At 36.1% G+C, this 15,738-nt stretch carries 14 protein-coding genes; 3 read left to right on the forward strand and 11 right to left on the reverse strand.

Annotated elements, in window-relative coordinates:
• Together ACH2CJ_RS18930 and ACH2CJ_RS18935 are read right to left on the reverse strand one after the other, a co-directional pair.
• Positions 1-427, reverse strand: a 427-nt coding sequence (locus tag ACH2CJ_RS18930) for a transposase (protein WP_394995343.1), incomplete at its 3' end; no start/stop codon positions are given.
• Positions 408-785, reverse strand: coding sequence for a hypothetical protein (locus ACH2CJ_RS18935; protein WP_394995308.1), 378 nt, complete (start codon positions 783-785; stop codon positions 408-410). The genes ACH2CJ_RS18930 and ACH2CJ_RS18935, both read right to left, overlap by 20 nt.
• 161 nt (positions 786-946) lie before the next feature.
• Between ACH2CJ_RS18935 and ACH2CJ_RS18940 the strand changes: the two genes are divergently transcribed.
• Positions 947-1,753, forward strand: a complete 807-nt coding sequence (locus ACH2CJ_RS18940; RefSeq protein WP_394995311.1) for an Fpg/Nei family DNA glycosylase — start codon at positions 947-949, stop codon at positions 1,751-1,753.
• Positions 1,754-1,795: 42 nt separating this feature from the next.
• On the opposite strand, the gene ACH2CJ_RS18945 is transcribed toward ACH2CJ_RS18940, so the two are convergent.
• The 4 genes from ACH2CJ_RS18945 to ACH2CJ_RS18960 form a co-directional block, all read right to left on the reverse strand.
• Positions 1,796-4,027, reverse strand: a complete 2,232-nt coding sequence (locus ACH2CJ_RS18945; RefSeq protein ID WP_394995314.1) for a M28 family metallopeptidase — start codon at positions 4,025-4,027, stop codon at positions 1,796-1,798.
• Between the two features lie 167 nt (positions 4,028-4,194).
• A complete protein-coding gene (locus tag ACH2CJ_RS18950; RefSeq protein WP_394995317.1) occupies positions 4,195-4,977 on the reverse strand; it encodes a hypothetical protein in 783 nt (260 codons plus the stop codon).
• 175 nt (positions 4,978-5,152) lie between these two features.
• A complete protein-coding gene (locus ACH2CJ_RS18955; RefSeq protein WP_394995319.1) occupies positions 5,153-6,001 on the reverse strand; it encodes a serine hydrolase in 849 nt (282 codons plus the stop codon).
• 100 nt (positions 6,002-6,101) lie between these two features.
• The gene (locus tag ACH2CJ_RS18960; protein WP_394995321.1) at positions 6,102-7,076 is read right to left on the reverse strand and encodes a polyprenyl synthetase family protein; all 975 of its coding nucleotides are present in this window, start codon (positions 7,074-7,076) and stop codon (positions 6,102-6,104) included.
• Between the two features lie 333 nt (positions 7,077-7,409).
• Between ACH2CJ_RS18960 and ACH2CJ_RS18965 the strand changes: the two genes are divergently transcribed.
• Positions 7,410-8,321 (forward strand): patatin-like phospholipase family protein, encoded by a 912-nt coding sequence (locus ACH2CJ_RS18965; protein ID WP_394995323.1) that lies wholly within the window; start codon positions 7,410-7,412, stop codon positions 8,319-8,321.
• A gap of 18 nt (positions 8,322-8,339) precedes the next feature.
• Here the strand turns inward: ACH2CJ_RS18965 and ACH2CJ_RS18970 are convergent, their stop codons facing one another.
• From ACH2CJ_RS18970 to ACH2CJ_RS18980, 3 genes are all read right to left on the reverse strand, one after another.
• On the reverse strand, positions 8,340-9,620 hold the full coding sequence (locus tag ACH2CJ_RS18970) for a sterol desaturase family protein (RefSeq protein WP_394995325.1): 1,281 nt from the start codon (positions 9,618-9,620) through the stop codon (positions 8,340-8,342).
• 144 nt (positions 9,621-9,764) lie between these two features.
• Positions 9,765-10,979 (reverse strand): porin, encoded by a 1,215-nt coding sequence (locus ACH2CJ_RS18975; RefSeq protein WP_394995328.1) that lies wholly within the window; start codon positions 10,977-10,979, stop codon positions 9,765-9,767.
• 235 nt (positions 10,980-11,214) lie between these two features.
• Complete coding sequence (locus ACH2CJ_RS18980; protein ID WP_394995331.1) at positions 11,215-12,630, reverse strand: inorganic phosphate transporter; 1,416 nt, start codon at positions 12,628-12,630, stop codon at positions 11,215-11,217.
• A 175-nt stretch (positions 12,631-12,805) separates the two neighbouring features.
• Between ACH2CJ_RS18980 and ACH2CJ_RS18985 the strand changes: the two genes are divergently transcribed.
• On the forward strand, positions 12,806-13,309 hold the full coding sequence (locus ACH2CJ_RS18985) for a dihydrofolate reductase (RefSeq protein ID WP_394995334.1): 504 nt from the start codon (positions 12,806-12,808) through the stop codon (positions 13,307-13,309).
• A gap of 379 nt (positions 13,310-13,688) precedes the next feature.
• Here the strand turns inward: ACH2CJ_RS18985 and ACH2CJ_RS18990 are convergent, their stop codons facing one another.
• Together ACH2CJ_RS18990 and ACH2CJ_RS18995 are read right to left on the reverse strand one after the other, a co-directional pair.
• A complete protein-coding gene (locus ACH2CJ_RS18990; protein ID WP_394995337.1) occupies positions 13,689-15,143 on the reverse strand; it encodes a DUF4394 domain-containing protein in 1,455 nt (484 codons plus the stop codon).
• A 172-nt stretch (positions 15,144-15,315) separates the two neighbouring features.
• The coding region (locus tag ACH2CJ_RS18995; protein WP_394995340.1) for a DUF3471 domain-containing protein at positions 15,316-15,738 on the reverse strand (423 nt) is incomplete at its 5' end.

Raw genomic sequence — 15,738 nt, forward strand, 5'->3', positions numbered from 1 at the left:
AAAAACCTTTTGCTGTTACGGCATGAATCTTTTTAGGAAACTTAGCCGTAATATCGGTAAATGTATTTTCAATAGTTTTTCGATAGTATCTGTTTTCGAGTTCTTCCGCCCAAGTATTTTTCTCTAATGAGTTTTTCTTTGTGGCGGCTTTGAGTCTAATTCCATTGAATTTTTCGTGAAATTCTTTATGTTCTTTGTTAATATATGCTGCATCACCGTACAAATCACTGTTTTTGGGTAAATTTATATCCATTCCTTGAAAAGTAGTGTTATCGTGAACAACAGTAGCAGTAACCATAAATTCAACAGGAATCCCATCTCCAGTAGTAATAAGATGTACTTTGAACCCATAAAAATACTCCCTTTTTGATGTATTATATCCTCTAAACTCCTCGCCCCTTACAAGTTTAGAACGAGAAATTCGGATATTTTTGCAAACAGCAACAGGAAATGACGGGGCCGCCCGTGCGGTCTATAATATAAACACTTTGTAAGTTCAATTCTTTGAAAATTAAACCCAAAAAGTTAAATAGTGAAACCTTTAAATCAGTCAAGCTATGCAAAATTCTATTAAAATTACTTTTATCTGGCATCTTTAAACCATAGTGAGCCTCTAAATATGCACACGCTGATGCTTGATTTCCATAAAAGTATTTCCCTGATAAAATAACAGTGGTTATTACCTGTGAATTGCTCAATTTTCGTCTTTTATCAGACTCTTTGTTGTCTATTTTTGACAATAAATCGTCAATAAAACAGTAAATTGAGATTGTAAAATCTTTCATCTGTAAGGAAAATTTAAGTTTGGAAACCAAAATTACCATATTTTTGAAGGGTTTTACTTTTAGAACACTACGCAACTCGCATTAATAAGTGATAGTTGTGGGAATGATTGATTGAACAAAAGGCTTTGAAATAGGTTAAATATAAATAAAAAATAGCCATTATGCCCGAACTCCCCGAAGTAGAAACTTACCGCCGTTATTTTGAAGAAACAAGTTTGTATCAACCCATCAGCGATGTTTATGTGGAAGATACCAAACTTCTTACGACCGATTATGACACGCTCGTTCAACAACTCAAAAGTCGCCAGTTTATAGGTACAAAACGGGTAGGTAAAAACCTATTTGCCCAATTGGATGCTTCCTATTGGCTGCATTTTCATTTCGGAATGACGGGAGATTTGGCGTATTTTAAAGATGACGAAGATACACCTCGTTTTGCTCGAATTATTTTTCGTTTTGCCAATGGCTTCAAGTTGGGTTTTCTGTGTCCAAGAAAATTTGAGCGAATTGGTATTGTAGAGGACATTGACGAATATCTTTCTGGCAAGAAAATCAACAAAGATGCTTTAGAAATTACACTTGAAGAACTTTCAAAGACTTTGATAAAAAAGAAAGCTCCTATAAAATCGGTGTTGCTCGACCAATCAACGGTGGCAGGAATTGGCAATTGGATTGTGGACGAAGTATTGTTTCACGCAAAGATTCATCCTGAACGAATATCAAGTCAATTGTCTGATAATGAAATAGTTATGATTTACGATGCGATGCGTTTAGTAATACAAACGGCGATTGATGCCCAAGCAAATTATGATGATTTCCCAAGAAACTTTTTGATACACGCACGTGGTTGGGGAATTCAAAATTCCGAAAATATAATAGGAAAATGCCCTGAATGTGGTGAGAAAATAACTATTTCAAAAGTAGGTGGACGAACGACTTTTTTCTGTGCTAATCGTCAGGTATTATAAAATAGTCATTAGGCAGATTGTCTGCCTAATGACTATTATTTATCATTTCATCAACAACCCAACTGCCAAATCAATCTGAGCAGTAAAACTATCCAATACTTTTGCCGTGATTTCTACGCCTTTTTCGGCATCTTTCCATTTTCTTTGTTCGATTGACTCACGAATCAAAGGCATGGTTTTTACACCGTAACCAGTATAATACCCTGGGGCATAAATTTGGTGTTTATACCACGGACGCATAGGCAAACCTTCTGGCAATAGGAGTGAACGCTCTGCTTTATACAAAATTTCGTTCAATCGTTTCAATTGTTCAGCACTCAATTTATCAGCATTTTTGCTTGCTGTAGTATAATCATTGGCACTTTTTTCTAACCTAAGTAAAGCATTTTTCAAAGGAGCAAAATTAATATAGGGCACCTCGTCCAAAAGTTTTATAGTAAAAGGCTTAGTTGGGTCAGCGGCGGCGGCAAAACGTCCATCTTTCACTAACTGATTGTTTTCTTCAGTTTTGCTATGTTGCGATTCGAGTAGTTTTTCGACTTCATCACCATAATTTTGCATGGTATTCGCAAAATTCTGAAATTCAAAGGGCAACACGTCGGCATTAGCCAAACGTAAAACCGTTCTTCCCATTGTTTTTGCCAAAGCTACACCATAAGAAAAATCAGGGTCTTTGAATCGAACAAACATATCATACGAATCATAAATCGAATGATACTCGCCACCTTCACCTTCGCCACCAAAACCAACATTCATTGCCGAAATACCCAAATGTTGCAAAAATGGCGTAAAATCCGAGCCAGAACCCAATGCACCGATACGTAAATCACTGCGAGATTTTGCTTCTTTTTTACCATCAGGTGAACCATTTACTAATAAAGTTGAACGTAAACGTTCTGAAACACTAATATTTTTTTGTGGGTCAATGACATTGCGAGAAACTTGGTTAAAAAATTTCTCTAAAGTATGCGAGCCTCCTGCATATAAAAATCCACGCTCATTTCCGTCAGAATTGAGATACACAACTGCCTTTTTTTGCAATTCATCTTGAAAAGTTTCTGCCCATTCGGTCGAACCTAACAAACCAGGTTCTTCTCCATCCCATGCACAAAACACAATTGTTCTTTTTGGTTTCCAACCTGTCTTTGCCAATTCTCCAATAGCTCTTGCTTCTTCCATTACGGCTACCATTCCGCTCAATGGGTCGGCGGCACCAAAAACCCAACCATCGTGGTGATTCCCACGCATAATCCATTGGTCGGGAGATTCCGAACCTTTCATTACGGCAATTACGTTGAAAAGAGGTTCTACCTTAAAATCGAACTCCAATTTCAAATGCACTTTTGCTGGCCCCGGTCCAATATGGTAAGTAATAGGCAACTGTCCCGCCCAAGATTCGGGAGCAAGTCTTCCGCCAATTGCTTTGAGCAAAGGCAAAGCATCAGCGTAAGAAATAGGCAACACGGGTATTTTCATGATAGTTTGGGCATCTTTGTAATCTAAACTTTTGGCGTTTTTAGTATGGCCATAGCCTGGAGTCAGAGGGTCGCCGGGTTGCACTGGCAAATCTAAAACTGAACCTCGCTGCACACTATTTTCGTTGCGAAATGGTCCTGCTGGATAAACATCGCCTTGTCCGTAGCCATCATCTTTTGGGTCGGAATAAATGATACAACCAACTGCCCCTTTTTCGGCGGCCAATTTAGGTTTTAGTCCACGCCATGAATTGCCATATTTTACTATCGCAATCTTACCTTTCACACTAATACCCATTTTTTCCAATACTTCGTAGTCGGCAGGAGTACCGTAGTTGACAAAAACTAACTCTGCCGTTACATCTCCATCGCTCGAAAAACAATTGTAGGTAGGCAAATGATCTTTCAATTGGCTTGAAGTAGCATCTTCTTTCAAAGTTGGCTCAACTAATGATGCTTTGAAAACCGTTGGACTAACCAATTCTAATTGACGAAATTTTGGCGTTGGGAAAAGTGTATAAGAAGTGTCAATTCGTGCTTCGTAGCCCCACGAGCGAAACAAATCTCGCATAAAAACTGCATTGTCTCGGTCATGTGGAGAGCCTACATAATGAGGTTTAGCCGACATTCGCTTGAGCCATTCTTGTAAGTTTTTGGCATTTATGCGAGCGTCAAATTCTGTTTCTAAATCTAACTGTTTTTGAACACTTTTTGCATCAAAACCAAGGAGACTTTGCGAAAATGAAACATTGCAGCTCAACAAAAGAAGAGCATAGATAAAAAGAAAGGCTTTTTTCATAGTAATATTAATGAAGGGGTTTAGGTAAATAATGAAGAATAAACAAGCAGTAAATATAAGTATTGTGCTTGATATTTTGTGGTAATTTTGCTGGAATTAGTATAAACAAATATTGCCCGCCACACACCAAACTGGTGCATAGCGGGCAATACAAGTAATGCTTTTTCTTAATTGGTTGTTCTATAAAGTGTTCCATTTTCTACTACATAGAGTTTTCCACCCATTGCAGCAATCATTGTTACCTCTTTTAGTAAACCTTTATCACCAATTTGCATATAGTTGCCATTTTTATCATTCTTAAAAAGTGTTCCATCCTTCTCAACACTCCACAAAAAACCATTATCTCCAACCATCGAAATGGTCTCTTCAAAGTCACCAGCTTTGCCAACTTGTTCCCATTTCATGGCTCTAATGCTTGTTCTGAATAAAGTTCCGCCTTCTATTGTCCATAAATAGCTGTCCATTGCCTGAAGCGTACTTACGTCTTTAAATTCTCCTTTGTTGCCAATTTGTCTCCACGACCCATCTTTAGATGTTTCGTACAGTGTGCCATCGGTTTCAATGGTATATAATTTACCATCCATAGCTGCAGCGGCAACCGTATTTTTCCAGTCTCCTGATTTACCAATTTGTATCCAAGCCAAAGTTTTGGCATCGTTGCGATACAGATTACCACTTTCAATAGTCCAAATCTCATCATCTAATGCCACACCAAAGTCCACATTTGCAAAACTTCCTTCTTTACCTAATTGCTCATATTTTCCGTTTTTATCAGTTCGGTAAAGTGTGCCATTGTGTTCAAGGCTATAAAGATAACCATTCATCGAAATAATACCGGCTGTACTTTTCCAGTCACCCTCTTGCCCAACTTTTTCCCAACCTTGAGCAAAAAGTAGGTTACTTAGTAATAAACAAAAACCAATTGTCAGAGAATAAATACTTTTTTTCATGAATATATAATAGATTGATTTATGCCTACTCTTTACGTTTTCGGCAATCCGTCCCTACTCTGTTTGAAGGATTTTCGGGTTTCTCCAATATTGTTTTGTGTTGGTGAAAAGTCGTTTGACTAACGAAAATTTAGTGACTGAGTGAAGTCGAAGGTACTAAATTTATTTTAAAAAATTATCTTAACCCACTCCAACAAATCTCAGCTAAATCGCCAATTACATGTTCGGCAACGATAACATCTTGAAAACCTTCAATAAAAATAGAAACAATAAACGGCTGTTTTGCGTAAATAATAGCTACATCGCCTCTTACGTAGGGTAAACTACCTGTTTTATGAGCAATAATAAGACCATTTGGTAAATTTCTCGGAATTGTGGCCGTATCTGCACAGTTTTTTAATATACTTATCATTTCGTCGCATAGGGTAGGAGTTGCCACTTTTTTATCATAAATAAGCCGCATCAGAGCATTGATTTCCACCACATTTATGTAGTTTTCTCTGCCTTGTTTCACGGCTTCGCTATCCATCATTACTCGGTTTAGGCGAGTTTTTGTGATGTCTAATTTTGCTAAATTCTGATTCACCGCCTCTATACCAATTTTACGAATCAAAATATTGGTTGCCGTATTATCGCTCGAACGAATCATTTCTTGGGCAATCTCTCTGATTGTGAGTTGTTTTCCTTCGGGAATATTTGCTAAAATGCCCGAACCTCCAACCTTTTCGGCATTGGTTAGCGTATGAGTTTTATCTAAATCTATCTCGTGTTTTTTGACTTTCTCCATCAATTCTAACAAAATCGGAATCTTGATAACGCTCGCCGAAGGTACTCGTTCATCGCCTCTATGTCTAAAATATACTTTTCCTTCAATGCTTTCGACCGACATCGTTACTTTATATGCCGAAGGAAGTTTTGATAAATAATCAAGTATTCGAACTTTATCTACTTTCTTATCAATAGTCTGAGCAACTGAAATGTTTGCTAATGCACTCAATATAAACAAAGTAACAAATATTTTCATTTTATACTGAAAATTTAGAAATAATAATATTTTTTATATAATCTATTTAATCTGAAATAATGTGATATATTGAAAGTATAGAATATTCAATATATTTAATTTATTTTGTACGTTCAATAGAAAATTGAACTAAGTCGTGCAATGATTTTCGGAAAGCAGAATCGGGAAAGGTAAACAGGATTTCGTTGGCTTCTTGAACGAAGCGTTTCATCACTTGGGTCGTATATTGAATACCACCAGATTTTTTTACAAAGTCAATCACTTCGGTTACTTTTTTAGGGTTTTCGGAGTGATTTTTCACAAGATTAATGATATTTCTTTTTTCTGACCAAGTGGCGTGGTTCAAAGCGTAAATCAAAGGCAAAGTCATTTTCTTTTCTTTGATGTCAATACCCGTTGGTTTTCCAATTTCGGTATCGCCATAGTCGAAAAGGTCGTCTTTTATCTGAAACGCCATGCCGATTTTCTCACCCAAAAGTTTGGCTTTGGCAACAATTTCGGCAGAAACTCCGACTGATGCGGCTCCTACCGCACAGCAAGAGGCTATCAAAGAAGCTGTTTTTTGGCGAATGACATCATAATAAACATCTTCAGTAATATCTAATTTACGAGCTTTTTCAATTTGAAGTAATTCTCCTTCGCTGAGTTCTTTTACAGCTGTAGAAACAATTTTGAGCAGGTCAAAATCTCCATTATCAACGCTCAGTAATAGTCCACGTGAAAGCAAATAATCGCCTACTAAAACCGCAATTTTGTTTTTCCAGAGTGCTTTTATAGAAAAAAAACCACGTCTGTAATTAGAGTCATCTACCACGTCGTCGTGCACGAGTGTGGCGGTGTGTAGCAATTCTATCAGAGCAGCCCCACGGTAAGTTGCTTCGTTGATAGTGCCGAGCGTGCCAGCCGTCAAAAAAACAAACATTGGGCGTACCTGTTTGCCTTTTCGATGAATAATGTACTTCATTATTTGGTCGAGTAGCATCACGTCGGTCTTCATTGACTGGCGAAATTTCTTCTCGAAAATTTCCAAATCTTGCTCGATTGGGGCTTGTATTTGATTGATATCTAAAGACATGAAGAAGGGAGCAAAATGACGTTTTGCTCTGAAGGTGCAATTTTACGATTGAATTCTGACTTATTGAGTAGATTAATAGAAAATAATATTTTTTTAATGTTTTTATTCAAATTTTTCTTGAATTATATCAATTTTAATAATTATTTATTAGGTATCATTAAAGCAAATTTTCAAATTTTTTATCAAAAATAAGTATTTTCATCGTATAATTGAGAAAAGAATGACAGGATTTAAAAGATTTATACGGTTTTCAGGCTTATCTAACGTTTTAGTGGCTTAGTTGATTCTTTTTTTCATTCAAGTAATGAGCGTTTAAATAAATTTATTGTTAAAATGAAGGCATTAGTTTTGGGTGGGGGCTCGCTGAAAGGGGCTTGGCAAGTTGGCGTGATTCATGCAATTTTGGATACTGGATTTAAGCCAGAGATGATTTATGGCATATCAGCGGGTGCATTGAATGGCTCATTTATGGTCAATGAGGCGGGCAAACAGTTCATTCAAAAAGGAGAGATTGACTGGGATTTGGTCAACAAAAAACTGCTAAAGTTTTGGTTGGAAAATATTAGGCAACCTTCTGATATTGGAGTGCTAAAATCAAAGTTTTCGCTCGGAATAGATACACTTCTGAGTAGATTTGATGGCTTGATTGACACAAATCCATTACATGAAAAGCTCAAAAAACATTTGGATATAAAGGTTTTGCGTCGTAGTCCTATTTATTTAAAAGTTGGAACTGTCAATATAAATACGGGGCAAATGCACTATGCCAATCCACTTGAGGATCATTTTTTAGATTATCTTCGGGCAAGCAGTTCGTTGCCTTTTATAATGCCTGCCATTCAGATTGGCGGTGACCACCGTGAGGCATATATGGATGGGGGTTTGCGTGAAGTTGTTCCGCTCCGAAAAGCGATTGAGGATGGTGCTACCGAGATTTATTGCGTAGCTACGCATCCAAAAAATCGATCATTAGAACATTTCAATTACCGTAGTTTTTTTAGTTTGATTGAACGAATAAAAGATATTACAGTCAATCAATTTGAAAATAGCGATATTGAATGGGCAGAAAATTATACCAAAAGCTATGGAAGTATTGGGTCGTTTAACTTAACTAAAAAAATAAAATTGACTATTATACGACCAGAAGAGCCTTTGCACATTGAATTGACCGATTTTAATGTAAAGGACATTAAGGAGATTATTAAGCAAGGCTATGAGTATGGACATGAAAAGTTGAACCTTTAGAGCCGAAAAATCCAGCCCTTACAGATTTTGTGAAAAAGCCATTTGTTTTTTATCATCACTAATTTCGAACCAAACAAAAAGTCCTGTAATGATTGTTGACAGTACAAAATAACTTGCGATAATAGTACTTGCCCAAGCGTATTTTTGATTAATACCAAACCAATCTCCAGTTGAATAAATGAGGTACAAACCAAGTATGTTTTTTATGCTTTCCCACAAAATTGCATACGGATTTCTGTCCATCAATTCGGTATAACTGAAAACTATTAGAAAGATAAATGCACCATAAATAAACATATTTGGCATGCCTATTTTGGCAATATTTCCATAAAAATAAACCAATAAAAAAATCGTAAAGAAGAATTGTACCCATGCCCAAATAGACATAGCCGCTGTGGTTTTTGGAGCATATTTTTTGAAATCATAAGGATTTTCTATCTTTTTATCGGGAAAACGCACTGCTACATCGACTGGTCGCCAGCCCGTTGGCATAAACCAAATACGGAGTTTATCTTTCCAACTTTGTGCATAGTATGCATCTTTTATCATAAACCATAGGTGCTGAAAATTAATCTTTATCGGATTCCAAGTGCTGGCAGGGCGAGTGATACCATAAATAGGTGGAACATCGGGTAATTCTTCTTGAAAAGTGCCAAAAAGTTTATCCCAAAATATAAATATTTGTCCATGATTTTTGTCCAAATATTCAGGATTAATAGCATGGTGAACTCTGTGATGAGAAGGTGTAACGATGATTTTTTCTAAAAAACCTAACTTACCAATATAAATGGTATGGTACCAAAACTGAGCAAACAAATGCAGTGGAGCAACTACTGCAATCACCTGCACAGGAACACCTAAAAGTGCGGCAGGAAGTAAAAATACAGTAAAAAGATTGACAAATGTTGATATACTCTGACGTAAAGCACAAGCTAAATCAAACTCTTCGCTGCTATGATGAATAGCATGTTTGTTCCAAAAGAAGTTGACTTGATGGGCCATTCGATGTACCAAATAACCTGTCAAGTCTAACGAAACAAATGCTATTATGTAAACCCAAATGCTTGATTCTATTTTATAGATTGTCCAGTGTGCAACCATCCAATTGTAGGTTAAGATACTTATACTTAGACCCAAAATATCTTTAACCGAGTTTGTAAAACCCGAACTCATACTCGAAAGCATATCCATATTTTGGAAAGGGTGTTTTTTGAAAAAATAGCCGTAAAGTTTTTCGAGTACCACTAAACCTAAAAATATAGGTGTTGCGATTACTAAGATTTTGCCGTAGGTTTCCATAGTGGTATGCTTGCATGCGGGATGTTGCCTAAATATTATTAGACAAATTTATGAAAAAGTATTTTTATTTCTATATGTGAAGTGAATTTTGAACAAAAAAAATCTTGCAGAGATTTCAAAACGATTTACGATAGTAAGATTTTGTCAAAACCGATATTGAGCTCGGCATGTAAAATTATTATCTTTTACATCTGTTGAGTAATCTGGCAATATTGTTTTTTCGTTTTGTGGCATTTCGTACCAGAAAATGACTTTAAAATTATCGTTGGGATAAACTACATAGCCAAAGCCTATAGTATTGACCCGAACGTCGGCTCCTGAAAACCCTGTATTAATTTTAGTGACTTTTACCTTCTTATTTGGGTCATACCAGTCATACTTTACAACGAATTGGTGTTTTTTACTACCCAAATGTTGCAAGAAATAAAAATAGGCTCCATCGAAGTTTCTGATGTACAATGGAGATAGTTTGCCATTGTTTGTTGGGATACCACCAGGAGTTTCGGAAGTGCTTTGTGTAGCTGTTTGCACCCCCCTAATATATTCTGCACGAAATTCTGTTTGCCCTTTCCGATTTGGTATTTTTAGTTGAAAATCTACTCCATAATAGGTTCTGGGTGAGATTTTGCCAATATTATTTGCAGATGAATCGACAGTGAAATTACTGTTTCCATCCATTCGATAAATGTATTTTGTTGATTGTTCCATTCCACCAAATAATCCCGAAATACTACCGCTAACAATCATTTTTGGTGTAATTTTATACGGTTTTATCGAAAATCTGGTAATTAAATCTTTGTGGTTATCAAAATCAGTAGTAGCCGATAAACCTTGACCATTAAAAAGCCCTGCATCAAGTTTTATGTATTTTAGAAAATTAGTTTTTATTCGAGCTTCAAAAGTTGTCATTATACCTAAATCACGCTCAGTTTTCATCAATAATTGAGACATTCTCCCACGCTCGGGTGATTCACGGTCGGCTGATGTGTAATTTACTTCATAACCAAATGGCCGAGCAAACATACCAGTTGTGAAAGAGAACATATTTAAGCTATTTTCGTAGATACGCCCCCAAAAATCTCTGATAAAAACGCCTTTTTCAGTGCCATCAAATTGAAAAACAAAGTTCACCTGTGGCATATTATTTTTGTCAAATCGGGCATAATCGAAGCGAATTCGACCTCTACGTAGCATAAATCTGTTATTGACATTAGGTTGAAAGTCACCTCCATTAAAACTTTTTGCTCCATCAGACTGAATGACTTGAAACTGTGGCTGAATGTAACCACTGATGCCTACATATTCATACTTTTTGATAGTTGAAAGTAGTTTTTTTACTATCGTGGTATCAAAATCCATTAGTGAACCCTTTTGTTGTCCATAAGATTTTGTTAGGTTAAATAATATAGCAAATATCAATCCCCTTGTAAATAGAGGTTTTGAGAAGAAATTCATAATTGGTGTTAAAATAATAAGATTTTGAGGTGCAAAATTACGCCTTTTTATTTCTCATTTAAAAAAACATCAAAACTATAAACAAAAAAAGGCGAGGATATTAGCCTCGCCTTTTCAAAAGTCTTATCGTATTTCCAAACTACAATAGCCAGCGGAAAAATACAAATAATGAAGCCGAAAGAATAATGGCTACTGGTAGCGTAAGTAACCACGCTAAAAGAATATTTTTAACTGTTCCTGCTTGTAAATTTTTAATACCTTTGCTCGCTACCATTGTACCAGCAATACCCGACGAAAGAGCGTGGGTTGTACTTACAGGTAGCTTAAACCATGAAGCTAAACCGATGGTTATTGCAGCCACTAACTCAGCAGATGCTCCTTGTGCATACGTAAGATGAGATTTGCCGATTTTTTCGCCAACTGTTACAACAATACGTTTCCAGCCAATCATTGTTCCGAGTCCGAGTGACAATGAAATCATGAGAATTACCCACATTGGAGCGTGGTCAGTAAACCTTCTGATGCCTTTTTCTTCTTTAGTGGCTATATCTTTTAAGGTTAATTTATCGGCATCACTTAAAACAACATCTTCATCTTCAACTAATTTTTTAGCATTGCTACTAATAGTTAAAAGGGCTTTTCTTACATCTAAAGTGTTAGATTTATCAACTTTATTACTATCCACAAGGTTGTTTAGGTAAGAAAGGCTTACATTGATTTTTGCGATTCTTTCTTTTTCAATCACTGATGCGAATGTCGTATCAATTTGAGCAACTTTTTGGGAGATTATTGCTAAATCAGGTTTTAATGTCTGAAAATCAATAGTTTTATTAATGGCGAAGTAAGTAGGCAAAATTCCAATCAAAATCAACATTATTAAACCAATTCCTTTTTGACCATCATTACGACCATGAAAAAAACTCACGAGCGTACAAGTTGTAATCAATATAGCACGAATCCAAAATGGAGGAGCTTCGTCTTTCTTGGGTTCTTCAAAAACCTGTTTTCTTATCTCTTTATTTAATAATCGGCGAAGTGCAAACATCAAGAAAACTGCCAAAGCAAACCCAACCATTGGCGAAAGTAGCAATGCTGTAAATATTTCCTGTGCTTTGTCCCAGTTTACTGCTGTAATACCAGTTTTATTTTCAGGAAGTAGTGCATATCCTAAACCAACACCCAAAATTGCACCAATTAATGTATGTGAACTTGAAGCAGGAATACCAAAATACCAAGTTCCTAAGTTCCAAATGATTGCACTAAACAATAATGCAAGCACCATGGCGATACTATGATAAACATTTTGGTCTATTAGGAGTTCTACTGGAAGTAAATTTATAATACTCATTCCTACGCCAACCCCACCGGTAACAACGCCAATAAAGTTGATAATTCCTGACCAAACAACGGCTTGAGTCGGTTTAAGTGAATTGGTGTAAATTACAGTTGCAACAGCATTGGCAGTATCATGAAATCCGTTGATAAATTCAAATGCACAAGCGGCCAAAAGACAAAAAGATAAGAGCAGGAAAATGTCGGTTTCTAAGCCAAACATAGGATTTAGGGGTTTAGTTATTAATATTGATTATATTGGTGTTTATAATTTTGATGCAAATGTCTGAAAGTTTTGGCAGTGTTAGATAAATTAAACATTATGAAATTGTTAAGACTTAATAAATTTACTTCTTTTTTGTGTTATAATTGCAGAAAACCGTTAAAAAAATATCAAAATGCTCTGTATTTCATTGATTGCTGCCATGAGTAAAAACCGAGCAATTGGCTTGAATAATGCCTTGCCTTGGACTCCGATTCCAGCCGATTGGGATAATTTGAGGGTAGTTACGAAAGGAAAAAAGATGATTATGGGACGAAAAAGCTATGATAATCCACACCGAATTTGGTCGGAAGTAGGCAATTTTGTGATTTCTCGACAAGCTGATTATATTGTTGATAAAGGTTTTGAATTGGTTAATAGTTTGGAAGCTACCTTTGAAAAATGCAAAAATGATGAAGAGGTTTTCGTATTGGGTGGCGAAGAAATTTTTCGTTTGGCGATTCCTTTTTCACATAAAATTTACTTGACTCTCGTTCACGAAACCGTTGAAGGAGATACTTTTTTTCCTGTTTTTGATGAAAGCCTTTTTGATGTTATCGAACGGAAAGATTTTAACGCAGGTGAAAACACGCCTTATGATATTTCGATTTTGACTTATCAGCGAAAATCACTTGAATAATAGATTTACTGCGAAAGTGTTTTTCGACTTAAAATACTTTCGCAGGAAGTCTAATGTAATATCATCTTCATTTTTTTTATTCAATTCACCATTATTGAGTTCAAAAATATCTATAAGTATAAACACCTACATTAACGGTTTTCCTCAAAAAAACCGTTTCCAAGAGCGTCATTTTGAAGAAAAATGAAATAATGCATTATAAGCAGTAACGAAAATTGAAGTTTTTAGGTAATTGGTTGAATGTGGGGTAGAAAAAGATTGGCAGATATGTATGTAAAAATAAAAAAGTCAAAAAATTGAGTCGTCAAAAATTGCATAGGTACAAAAAGAAACCCCAAGATATACCACCTTGAGGTTTCTATAAATATTTTATTCATCCTTAAAATCCTATACCAACTGTAAATGCACGAACAGTATTTGGTAAATCTGCTACTTTCGTGGCTGCACCCGTCATCAAATTTATTGAATATATAGCAGATTTGTCTGCTACTTTTAGAGCAGCGTATCCGATACCGCTTCGACTTGTGATATCAAATCCGCCCGCAGCTTCAACATTAATTCCTAAACCCCCAACTTCTACTTGAGTGCCATTATTTGGTGGATCTTGTTTGTTGAGTTTGTCAGTCATGCTGTCAATATTAAACAATACTGTGGTTGTAGCACCGGCAAAATTATTGGTGTATGCCGAGGCTGTTACACTTGGGGTTGCTGGGTTTAATATACCATCAACAGCAGCAATTGCCCCAGTTTCAGGATGTAGGCGAAGATTTTGACCTGTATTGCTGATACAACGAATGCGGTCTACAGTAGGGTTAAAATCAAAACCAAAAGAGGTTCCTGACAATAAAGTTGCAAATGGTGCTGTTCCAACTACAGTTGCTGCACCAGATGAAGTATTTAGAACATATAAGCGACTGGTGCTTCCTAAAGCATATAACTGTCCAGTAGCAGGACGAATATCAATTCCTAAAATAGTTTCACCAGTTTGCAAGCCTGTGATGGTTTTACTGATGGGTGTACCGATATTTATAAAATTAAAAATCAATAAATTATTAGTTTCGTCAATGGCATAAGAAACTGGTGAAGTTGGGATAGCTAAACCATTGATATTGCCAGCAGGCAAATTACCTAATTTGGTTAATTTACCCGTCATTAAATCTACTTGATGAAGCTCCCAAGTGCCACCAACCATAACCGCAGTAAGAGCAACATCGCCCGCTGGGTTAATATCAAAACCTGCTGACATTGTAATATCTATGCCTAAAGCACCTACTTCAACCAATGTGCCGTTATTTGGAGGATCTTGTTTGTAAAGTTTATCAGATTTTGAATCAATATCAAACAAAACTGTGGCTGTTGCACCTGCCGTGTTGTTGGTATAAGCCACTGACTCAATGGTTGGGCTTGCACCACCGTTAATATTTCCATCGGTTGCTGCAACGGCTCCTGTTTCGGGGTGTAAACGTAAATTTTGTCCCGTATTAGTTACCAATCTGATTCTGTCAACAGTTGGATTGAAATCAAGAGCAACTGCCGAACCAGTAATTGTTGGATTAAGTGCAGCAGCTCCTATTACTCTTGCTACACCTGTTTCTTGATTAATGACATACAAACGGTTTTGAGTACTTACACCGTATAATTCACCTGTTGCTGGACGAAAATCAATTGCTGCCAAGGCATCGCTGGCAAGCAAACCCGTAATTGGAGTCGTTACAGATGCCATTGCAGAGTTCATGGCGTTGATTTTGATTAACTGCTTGCCATCTACAAGAGCAAAGAATGTAATATCGGGTTTTATGATACTAATAGTTTCTTCTTTTTTACAAGAAAACATTGTGAAACCCAGGGCGAATACTGATGCTATAATAAGCATCTTAATTTTTGGAGTATGCATATAAAGTAAAGTTTTGTTTAGTCTATATACGATACTTATATTCAATCGGTTTTATGAGAGTTTATGATTTTAGATTTTACAAATACGATTTGATTAATATTTACTGATAATATCATGTAGTTTTCTCCTTACTATACATAATCCCATCGATTGAAAACCCAGCGATTTTTCCTTCACTATCAAGCGAAAACTGTATGATAGATTTTCCCCACCACCAATTAACACTGCTTCCCATGAAGGTATCGTAGTTCCAATGTTGTAAAGGGAAATTGAAATTATTGGGTTGTTTTACGGTGAGTAAGTCATTTACTAATGTTACTTCGGCGTTGCCATAAATTTTGTTAACATATTTTCCTGTATATGCTTCTAAAGCTAATGAAGGATGCGTATTCAGCACTCTTTTGGCCAACTGTTGGTCTTCTTTTTTATTAGCCTTATCACTTAAACCTTTGTATAAATTGAAGAAATCGTTGCTCCAATCATTCGTATTATCATGAAAACTCCACAAATCGAAGGTTTTATACATTATTGCGTG

Source organism: Emticicia sp., from assembly GCF_043780375.1.
GTDB lineage: Bacteria > Bacteroidota > Bacteroidia > Cytophagales > Spirosomataceae > Emticicia.

Coding starts and splice junctions, on each gene's coding strand:
- ACH2CJ_RS18980 (WP_394995331.1), bottom strand. CDS start 12,630: ATGTTTGGCTTAGAAACCGACATTTTCCTGCTCTTATCTTTTTGTCTT.
- ACH2CJ_RS18950 (WP_394995317.1), bottom strand. CDS start 4,977: ATGAAAAAAAGTATTTATTCTCTGACAATTGGTTTTTGTTTATTACTA.
- ACH2CJ_RS18960 (WP_394995321.1), bottom strand. CDS start 7,076: ATGTCTTTAGATATCAATCAAATACAAGCCCCAATCGAGCAAGATTTG.
- ACH2CJ_RS18955 (WP_394995319.1), bottom strand. CDS start 6,001: ATGAAAATATTTGTTACTTTGTTTATATTGAGTGCATTAGCAAACATT.
- ACH2CJ_RS18970 (WP_394995325.1), bottom strand. CDS start 9,620: ATGGAAACCTACGGCAAAATCTTAGTAATCGCAACACCTATATTTTTA.
- ACH2CJ_RS18945 (WP_394995314.1), bottom strand. CDS start 4,027: ATGAAAAAAGCCTTTCTTTTTATCTATGCTCTTCTTTTGTTGAGCTGC.
- ACH2CJ_RS18985 (WP_394995334.1), top strand. CDS start 12,806: ATGCTCTGTATTTCATTGATTGCTGCCATGAGTAAAAACCGAGCAATT.
- ACH2CJ_RS18975 (WP_394995328.1), bottom strand. CDS start 10,979: ATGGATTTTGATACCACGATAGTAAAAAAACTACTTTCAACTATCAAA.
- ACH2CJ_RS18940 (WP_394995311.1), top strand. CDS start 947: ATGCCCGAACTCCCCGAAGTAGAAACTTACCGCCGTTATTTTGAAGAA.
- ACH2CJ_RS18965 (WP_394995323.1), top strand. CDS start 7,410: ATGAAGGCATTAGTTTTGGGTGGGGGCTCGCTGAAAGGGGCTTGGCAA.
- ACH2CJ_RS18935 (WP_394995308.1), bottom strand. CDS start 785: ATGAAAGATTTTACAATCTCAATTTACTGTTTTATTGACGATTTATTG.
- ACH2CJ_RS18990 (WP_394995337.1), bottom strand. CDS start 15,143: ATGTTTTCTTGTAAAAAAGAAGAAACTATTAGTATCATAAAACCCGAT.